Source organism: Hymenobacter sp. IS2118 (assembly GCF_000715495.1).
Lineage (GTDB): Bacteria > Bacteroidota > Bacteroidia > Cytophagales > Hymenobacteraceae > Hymenobacter.
In genome coordinates this window covers 1-8,066 of the sequence record NZ_JNLX01000008.1, presented here as the reverse complement: position 1 = coordinate 8,066, position 8,066 = coordinate 1, and the positions used below count along the sequence as shown (strand labels likewise).

General features: G+C 56.4%; 9 protein-coding genes. 4 read left to right on the top strand and 5 right to left on the bottom strand.

Annotated features, from left to right (window positions below; genetic code table 11):
* Positions 1–252: 252 nt before the first annotated feature.
* Positions 253–675 (bottom strand): hypothetical protein, encoded by a 423-nt coding sequence (locus GM79_RS00820; protein ID WP_200875566.1) that lies wholly within the window; start codon positions 673–675, stop codon positions 253–255.
* 224 nt (positions 676–899) lie between these two features.
* Entirely contained in the window at positions 900–1,520 is a 621-nt protein-coding gene (locus GM79_RS00815) for a TolC family protein (RefSeq protein WP_051718328.1), read from the bottom strand.
* A 163-nt stretch (positions 1,521–1,683) separates the two neighbouring features.
* Between GM79_RS00815 and GM79_RS00810 the strand changes: the two genes are divergently transcribed.
* Positions 1,684–2,604 (top strand): helix-turn-helix transcriptional regulator, encoded by a 921-nt coding sequence (locus tag GM79_RS00810; protein ID WP_035557659.1) that lies wholly within the window; start codon positions 1,684–1,686, stop codon positions 2,602–2,604.
* A gap of 47 nt (positions 2,605–2,651) precedes the next feature.
* On the opposite strand, the gene GM79_RS00805 is transcribed toward GM79_RS00810, so the two are convergent.
* From GM79_RS00805 to GM79_RS26390, 3 genes are all read right to left on the bottom strand, one after another.
* The gene (locus GM79_RS00805; RefSeq protein ID WP_072008487.1) at positions 2,652–3,350 is read right to left on the bottom strand and encodes a VWA domain-containing protein; all 699 of its coding nucleotides are present in this window, start codon (positions 3,348–3,350) and stop codon (positions 2,652–2,654) included.
* Positions 3,351–3,802: 452 nt separating this feature from the next.
* Entirely contained in the window at positions 3,803–4,228 is a 426-nt protein-coding gene (locus GM79_RS00800) for a hypothetical protein (protein WP_035557657.1), read from the bottom strand.
* Positions 4,229–4,324: 96 nt separating this feature from the next.
* Complete coding sequence (locus tag GM79_RS26390; protein ID WP_035557655.1) at positions 4,325–4,804, bottom strand: carboxypeptidase-like regulatory domain-containing protein; 480 nt, start codon at positions 4,802–4,804, stop codon at positions 4,325–4,327.
* A gap of 284 nt (positions 4,805–5,088) precedes the next feature.
* Between GM79_RS26390 and GM79_RS00790 the strand changes: the two genes are divergently transcribed.
* The 3 genes from GM79_RS00790 to GM79_RS00775 all read left to right on the top strand — a co-directional run bounded on the left by GM79_RS00790 (position 5,089) and on the right by GM79_RS00775 (position 7,413).
* Positions 5,089–5,475: a hypothetical protein gene (locus GM79_RS00790; protein WP_152559757.1), complete on the top strand. Its 387-nt coding sequence runs from the start codon at positions 5,089–5,091 to the stop codon at positions 5,473–5,475.
* Positions 5,476–5,905: 430 nt separating this feature from the next.
* Positions 5,906–6,289 carry a hypothetical protein gene (locus GM79_RS24485; protein WP_152559756.1) on the top strand — a complete coding sequence of 128 codons (384 nt, stop codon included), beginning with the start codon at positions 5,906–5,908 and terminating at the stop codon, positions 6,287–6,289.
* 683 nt (positions 6,290–6,972) lie between these two features.
* Positions 6,973–7,413, top strand: a complete 441-nt coding sequence (locus tag GM79_RS00775; protein WP_152559755.1) for a hypothetical protein — start codon at positions 6,973–6,975, stop codon at positions 7,411–7,413.
* The last annotated feature ends 653 nt before the right edge of the window (positions 7,414–8,066 follow it).

Sequence of the window (8,066 nt, the reverse complement as noted above, 5' to 3'; positions counted from 1 at the left end):
GGCGGCCCAGAGTGCGGGAGAAGGCAAAAAATCGGCGTGTATGGTAGCTTCGTATTCGGTTGTAGTCGGGCGCAACGGGAAATTTGTTAGGTGTGGTAACCCCAAAATTCTCGCGCTCGGCTACAACTTCCTTATTTTCCGGATAGGCTCTTAGTTGCCAGTTGGCTACCCTCACCGATTCCGCTTACTGAATATCAGGGCCAACGACGAACAATTCGACCCGCGTTGATTAGATGGCGGCGTGTTAAAGCGTTAGCCGCTGCTGAGCGACTTTGCGTCCTTTTGGTGGAGCTGGTAGAACACCGCCGCGAAGAAGAGAAAAAAGAGAAAGTCGTTGAAGCCGTACACCGAATAGAAGACGCCGGCGAACAAGTCCCGGGCATACACCGCGGCTACGTCGTGGGTCGTAATCCAACGGAACCAGACCACCGCGTACACCAGCTTTTCGACCACGAAAGCGCCCACCGCCCACTTCACGTACTGGTAGCGGGTGGCAACGGCCAGAAAAACCAGCCCCCAAACGGCAATCATCAGCAAGCCAAAATTGGACATGACGACCGGGTCGGTTTCAGGAATTACCGCATTTGTGAAGCCCCGCGACAGCAGCAGCACGGCCAGAATATTGACCAGCCCCGAGGCAATGAATCCGTTGCGGATAAAGGTGTGGCTCATCATTGGCAGGTATTTTTTTTAGGAAGCCGACATTGATATCGACCAAGCGAGGAGCAGGTCTGCTGCTTTGGAACGCAGGAAGTTATACAATGGACGGCAAGATGAGCAGCAAAATCCGGTTTTCTGGTCGGGTCCAGTAGCAATGAGATACCCCGGTACCTGGCAGGGCATTGCCCGGCCCTTTTTATCGCGCTCCAACGCACGGCACCGCTACAGCCAGCCGGTGCTCACAGCTGGCCGCTGGCGTGCAGTAGCTCGGTGAGGGCCAAGCGGTAGTTGAGCTGCGCGGCGAGTAGGTCGGCCTGGGCTTTGGCGAGCGTGGCCTGGGTGGTGAGGACCTCGACGGGCAAGACCTTGCCGGCCGCCAGCGCATCCTGCTTAATCTTCAGCTCGGCGGCGCGCAGGTCGGTGGCTTTCTGGGCGGCGGCGGTGAGGGCGGCGGCCTGCCGGAGCTGGCGGTAGGCTTTCTGCACCTCGCCGGCCACTTCCTCTTTGGTGTAAAGCGCGTTTTCAGTGGCCTGCCGCTGCTGCGACTCCCGCTGCATCACCACCGCTTTTCGCTCGCCAAAGTCGTAGATATTCCAGTTGAGCAGGCCGCCGAGCAGCACGCTGTTGTGGGGCAGAATGGGGGAGCCCTGAATCCGCAGGTAGTTGGCGGTGAGCGACACGTCGGGCAGGTACTGCTGCCGGGCGGCCTTTACGCCCAGCGCTGCCTTTTCCCGCATCTGGGCGGCTTTCTGGTTCGCCAAGTTGGCCGTGTCGGCCCGGCTCAGGTAGGCTTCCAGGGGCTGAGGGGCTTCGTCCGCGCCGGTAGAGGGTACCAGGGTGAGTGGAGCATCGGCGGGCATGCCCAGTTTGACACCGAGCAGCTACTGAAACAAATAGCCGCCAAAGTGGCCCGTTTTCAGACCCCGGAAATGACGGCGTTGCTCGGTGAACTCAATCGATTGACGCGCAAGTAACCCAGCAGAAACATCCGACTGAAATGGCCACACACGTCAAGATTGAGCCATGACTACGCACGCCCATTTGCAGCGTCAGTTGGCCTTGGCGCTCTTCCTACAGCACGCCAAACGGGCGCACCCTTTCGATGAAATCCAGGCTTACCTGTTCAGCCAGTCGAGTCTTCGCGACGTGATGAGCAGCTATACCAAGCGCACGTTCCAGCGCGACCTACTGGTGATTGCCGAAGACTTTGCAGTGAATGTCAGCTACGACCAGAAGCAGCGGGGCTACGTGCTAACCAGCACCGACCCGCTGCCTCCCGGCCACCAACGCCTGCTCGAAGCCCTGGAGCTGCAGGTGTTTCTGCGGCTGCCCGCCGCATTGGCTCCCCATGTGCAGCTCGAAGCGCGCCAGCCCCTCGGCCTGGAGCACCTGCGCCCGCTGCTGGCTGCCGTACAGGCCCGGCAGCAGGTAGCGTTTTCCTATTGCAAATTTTGGGAAGAACAACCCACCCGTCGCCTGGTGGGTCCGCTGCTGCTCAAAGAATTCAAAGGCCGCTGGTACGTGCTGGCCGTGAAGCCCGAAACTGGCGAGCTACGCTGCTTCGGACTCGACCGCATTACCGACCTGCAGCCGAGTGCCCGAAGCTTTGCTACTCCCGCAGGCTTTGAGGCTTCAACGTATTACGAGCAGGCCTTCGGCATTATCCGCCCCGATGATGAGCAACCCCAGGAAATCGTGTTGTCACTGACGCCAACCCAGGGCCGGTACGTGCAGTCCTACCCGTTGCACGCCACCCAGCAACTGCTGAGCCAGTCAGATACTGAAACACGCCTCCGCCTGCGAATATTTGACACCCACGACTTACGCATGGAACTGCTCTCGATGGGCGAAGAAGTCGAGGTGCTCGCCCCAGCCAGCTTGCGTCAATGGCTGAATCAAACGGTAAAAGCCGTTGCCACCAATTATAAACACAGAAAAGGCTGACTCCGTTGGGAGCCAGCCTTTTCGTAGCAGCTATTCTTGTTGATAGGCTATGTCCGGGGCGCGTCGGCCGGCGGGGTTGGGTGAGCCGGCTCGTCATCATCGAAGTAATCCGCCTTGGACCGGCCCGCATACAAGTCCTCTGTCGACTTCAGATTGTACTTCCGACGAGCCCCCCGCTCTTTCTCAAACATAACGTCCATTTCCGCCGCATTCTGGGTAAAAGCCAGCTTATTATCGATGGCCAGTCCATCGGCCGCCCGGTCCACGTCGTGGTTGGCTCCAATGTAGGTAAACGTCCAGCCTTGCTCCTTGAGCTGCTCAATCAACTGGCGAATGACCGGTCGGGTGAACTCCTTCGAGGCGTTTTCCTCCCCGTCCGTGAGCACCGTCACCAGTACCTGGTAATCCGCCGCCCCCGTCGTGGCCAACACGTTGCGCAGCTTGCTCACGCTTTGCCCGATGGCATCGTGCAGCGGCGTCATTGAGTCGGGCCGGTAGTCGGCCAGCGTCAGCGGCTTGAGCGCGCTGGCGTCCTGCAAAAATAAGGTCTCCCGGATGCCCGCTCCGTTAAACGTGGTCAGGCTCACCACCTGCTTCTTCTCGGTGAACTCCCGGGCCAGCCCCTGCACGGACTGCACCAACTCATTAAAGCCCCGGATGGTGGCCTCGCGCACGACCTCCATCGAGCCACTCTCGTCCAGGATAAGCAAATTGTACACGGTGCGTAAAGGTGTCGGCTGGTCCATACAAGAGGGGTGGGGGTGAAGAGAAACGGCGCCAACAGCCGCGGCGCTTCCTGCCGTAATTTACGCATTACCGGCCGTTTGCGCGCAACTGCTGACCCGGATAGTGTTGTTTCAGTAGCCAGTGTGGCCCTGGTTCCAACGAGTCTTCCGGTACTTCCCAATCCGCTAATGGCTTGATAATACCCTGACAATTCCCTGTTCCCGGTAAAGTGCCATATTTGGCCAGCTGCTGGCTAAAAAGCTCCTCCTAAGCAGCTAGTATGCTCCTTCTATATAGTTACTAGCTCCCCACCCCCGGTAAAATCACAAAAACCCACCCTCCCCAACCCGTCCTGTTCAGCGTCCACCAGCCCGCCCACCATGTTTCACGCTCTCTGCGCCAAGCTACCTATTGACTCCATGACGATAGCCAGACCCCTCACTACACCCGGCTGCGTGGTCTGGATGGGAGCTTAACCGGCTACTTCTACAACCGTGATTTCCCCAACATTAGCCACCAAGCAAGATGCCAACCGGCCATACCCGACCAGGGAAAGAACATGCGTCCATTCAGCGGCCTTCTTGCCATACGCCAGGTGATAGTTGGCCCGGGTCTGCTGCATGAGCTGGCCAAAGTCGGGCGCGGGTACATAAACCCCATTTTCCACGCAAAGCACCTGCGACAAGTCTTCAAGGGCAAGAAAGCAGGTGCGGTAGGCGCGTTCCGCCCTGGCTAAGGCGTAGCCAGCAAAGGCAAGATGGTCTGTGGGGAGGGACAAGGCGACTTTTTGGTCGTTTTCGCCCAGCACGAGCACCAGTTGCAGGTGGCCTTCGGCATAGGCATAGGACTCCAGCACGGAATCGCCGCTCTTACTTACTACGTCAGCGAAGGTCATCATCGTCAAAAGTAAAGGAACAACCCCGTCAAGGCGTTGCTCGTCGGAAGTAGCACATCAGAAGTAGATTCGGGAAAGGACCTGATTACGCTCCTTTTGCTAGTTGAGCCGTTTCACTGAACGGGGAATCCACTTGGTGAAAAGGGGAGCAGCACAAGGAGTATGGGATTTAAAAAGCCCTTTCTCGTAAGCCTCCCGATGTAGTTGGGGCAAGTGCTTAAACCGTTTGAAGCTTTGTCTATTCACGCGCCTTACCGACATAAAGCAACTACGAGGACGCAACGGGAGCATCACTTCAAGGTCTGAACATTCTCCGCTCAGCTTGACAGTGGTCCATTCCATGCCGATAGATGCGAATATGAGCGTGTTGGTGTTAACGGGAACCTCTATCTTAAAATACCCCGCCATGTCCGTCGTCCCGATGATGGTCGTATCCCGAGCGAAAATAGTCGCCCCCGGAACCTCTTCCAACCGGTCGCTTAATATCCGGCCGGTAAGGGTTCTGGTGGGCTGTGCTCGGGCGGTTCCCAGGAAGAGCAATAGCGCCAAAAGGGTTAAGAAGGCGCTGAGGTGGGACATCAACTTCTATAAGTAGCGTCAGGGATACGAGGAACCAAGTCCGGCTGGGCGGCCCGGCTGTCAGCCGCTCGTCGAGCCAACTCCGGTATGGCAAAGTACCTCCCATTTTCCTGAACGAAGCGCGGTTACCTTCCGACCGCTTCGCTGAACTACAACATGCTCGTCTTCGTGAGATAGTCACGGTACCTTGCAGCGTCCTGTAGTCAAGTAGAGGAGAAGTACCTGTTTCTGTGTCATCTCCCTGTATCATCTCGTAATCCAGTCTCCATCCAGTACCCGTGAAGTTGAAGCACAAACTCCGCACCCTAAAATGGGTGGGCTTGTTTATAGTCGGGTCCGGCCTGTTCTCCTACATGCTAGGAGGTTTCAACGCGCCCGAAGAGGCTTTCCAGCGCATGGGTATCGATGCCACAGTAGTGGTGCAGGGCTACAGCCACGGCATGCCCGTGGTCCGGCGCTGGTCAGATACCGCCTCCCATCGGCCTTTGTACTTGGCCCTGCCGTTGCCCGCCGTTGCCTACCTGCGCAGCGGGGACCGGGTCATCAAAGTAGCTGGAGCTACTCGCCTGCAGATTGTCCGCGACAGTAATCACGTGCGAATAACCACCGAGTGGAGATACGTGGACCCGCCCGCCTCGCCATTGGTCAAGCGAACGTGCACCCGGCGTTGATGGCAGCATCCCTGAGGCGACCTAGGCAGCCATCCTCTCTATTCAATAAACGGCACGCGGCTACCTTCGAACCCCTTGGGTAAACTGCTAGGAGCAGATATTACCGCTTAGCCAGTACTTTGGCTATACGAAAGCTTCCTGTATTTCTTTCTGCTATTCTGTGCGCCCGCTATTCGGTTTGTTACTGCTGCTTTTTATTGGTAACTCCGATGCGCTGGGGTATGCTGGACAGCCACCCCGCACGCGGTTGCTTTCCCCGCCTGACACAGTGGAGCTGCCCCCGTCTTATTGGCGTAAAGCGTCGGCTTTGGTTGAACGGGCTGTTCGGGAAGAGGGCTGGCTAAATTTTAAGTACGCCGACAATGGGGGGTTTAACTCGCTGAAGCAGTACCGCCGACAAGGCAGCTGCCGCATTGTTCCGGTCGCGCACTTGTCAGCCGGACCGTTTCAACGCTACCAACCGGGCGAGGACCTTGGTCAGTACTGGCGCTGGGACACGCTGCACTTCCAGGCCGTGGCCTATCAGCGCGGCCGGCCCGTTGGGCTCTTATTCTTCCACACGTCTCCTGACACGTCCAGCGTCTCCTTCTCGTGCGGCGATGTACCCGAGCCCAGCATCACCAAGTATAAGCAGGGACTGTTTCGCTTGTACGTGACGGCCTCTTTGGGGGCGTATTGCATTCGGTCCAATGGGCGCGTGTGGGTGCTGAACCCGCGAACGGGTGAGCTACAGACGGTGGACGCGTGGATGCAGCAACAAGGCGGGGTGGTGGCTGTCAAGCAAAAGGTGGCCTATTATTATTCAGATGACTAAAAACCCCTCCTTTTACAAAACGCATCTCGTTTACCTTCGGACCACTTCGGTAAACTTGTCAAACCGCCTGTAGGGCGCCAGAGGATAGACCGCTATGAATCCAATTCTGTACACCAATTACTTTATCTACAACTTATACCGGTATAGAGACGATTACCCGGCGACGTACGCTGCTACGGGAAGTGCTGGGATCCTCGCGCTTAACATCTGCACGCTCCTAGCTTTATCCGACTTCCAATGGGGCCTCGACCTCCGACCTCATTACTGGAGCTTCCTGGTTTACAGCGTTGCGCTGGTAGTCAACTACTTCACCTTGTACCGAAACAGCAAGTACTTGGACCTATTTGAGGCAATGGAGAAAGCCGATAAGGTCAGAAATAAGTGGTTGTGCGCGGCATACCTAGTCGGTAGTATCCTCGCGTTTCTGGGCGCCATGTTATGGATTAGGTATCAGAGATTTGGGAAATTATAGCCCTCCCTTTCTTAAACGCCTCGCAGCTGCCCAGCATCAGGTGCCAGTGGGCCCCAGTAGGACCGGGCGAGTTTAAGAAACTCGTCTACGAATCAAAGTTTACGAAACGCGCCAAGCAGATGAGTTTCGTAAACTAGCCCCCACTCCTCCGAAGCGCTCATAGAAGTGGTTATTTGTAGCTTGGCGGGCATTGATAAAACCGTATCAGCTCATGCCTATCCAACGAAGCCCCGTCCAAGGCCGCCAGACCCTAGAGGAGTATTACCAGGAAATAGCCAACAGCAAAGACCCGGTTTCGCAAATAGTGGGGCAGCATATGCTGCGGCTACTGGAAGTGCTCAACACCTTATTCCCGCAGTTGGCGCTCTGGGGGTTGACGTCTATGGCACGGCTGGGACTGTCACCCGACCCTCACTTCAAAAGCAGCTGGTTCGTGCTCGTAGGCGGTGCCATGCTCCCCGGCGCCTATTGGCTAGAATATTTACTGCCAGCTAGCAGGCGCCCATGGGAACATGCTTTCGTACGCGGCGAAAGCCAGTCCATGGAGGAAACAATGAGGTACTTACTGATTGCGATGCGCGAAAGCGAGGGGTGGGCAGGCAACGTAGAACTGGCGGCTGTGTTGGTCGAACACAGCTTGACGGTTGAATAGCGCTGCGCTGGTCCTCGCTGTTGCTGACCGTATTTCACGGAGACAGCAAAAATGTGCGGCCGGGGCTTGCCAGTACCGGGGCCGCTCTAATTGGACCGGGGAAAGAAATCGGGCTCGCTCACCCGCTGGGATATTTCTGGTTTTTATTCCTTTATATAATGTCAGTTATAAACCCGACCTTGGAATCAGTGCGGGTTTTGCCCCACCGCCCGCAACCTCCAATTGTGGTACTTTACCAAGGAAAGAGCTTTTTTAACATTCGTTATAGTAAAGGATTGTGCATTTAGGCGTCTCATAGCATCATACTAGTCCTACCTCTTTTTTCCGAATACTCAAGCGAGGTAGCTTGGGACGTTAGAGATATAAAGCCTTTGCTAAATGAAGTTTTTGCTCCTCTTTCTTCTGGCCATAACATCCTTAGGAGCACAAGCACAGGCCGTTTGTGCAGCGAAATCGAAAGGCAAATGGGGGTTCATCAATACCAGGGGGAAGTGGGTGATAAGGGTGCAATTCAAATTGTCGCGGCGTATTGGTAACTTGTGTCATGCCTACCTCCCCCACCACCGCCATGAGCAAAGCCGAATATCTCGCCTTGGCCGAGCAAAAATACAACGATTTGCAGGCCCTCGGGACCGCGCCGACTTTCTACGATT

Coding starts and splice junctions, on each gene's coding strand:
- GM79_RS00820 (WP_200875566.1), bottom strand. CDS start 675: ATGATGAGCCACACCTTTATCCGCAACGGATTCATTGCCTCGGGGCTG.
- GM79_RS00815 (WP_051718328.1), bottom strand. CDS start 1,520: ATGCCCGCCGATGCTCCACTCACCCTGGTACCCTCTACCGGCGCGGAC.
- GM79_RS00810 (WP_035557659.1), top strand. CDS start 1,684: ATGACTACGCACGCCCATTTGCAGCGTCAGTTGGCCTTGGCGCTCTTC.
- GM79_RS00805 (WP_072008487.1), bottom strand. CDS start 3,350: ATGGACCAGCCGACACCTTTACGCACCGTGTACAATTTGCTTATCCTG.
- GM79_RS00800 (WP_035557657.1), bottom strand. CDS start 4,228: ATGATGACCTTCGCTGACGTAGTAAGTAAGAGCGGCGATTCCGTGCTG.
- GM79_RS26390 (WP_035557655.1), bottom strand. CDS start 4,804: ATGTCCCACCTCAGCGCCTTCTTAACCCTTTTGGCGCTATTGCTCTTC.
- GM79_RS00775 (WP_152559755.1), top strand. CDS start 6,973: ATGCCTATCCAACGAAGCCCCGTCCAAGGCCGCCAGACCCTAGAGGAG.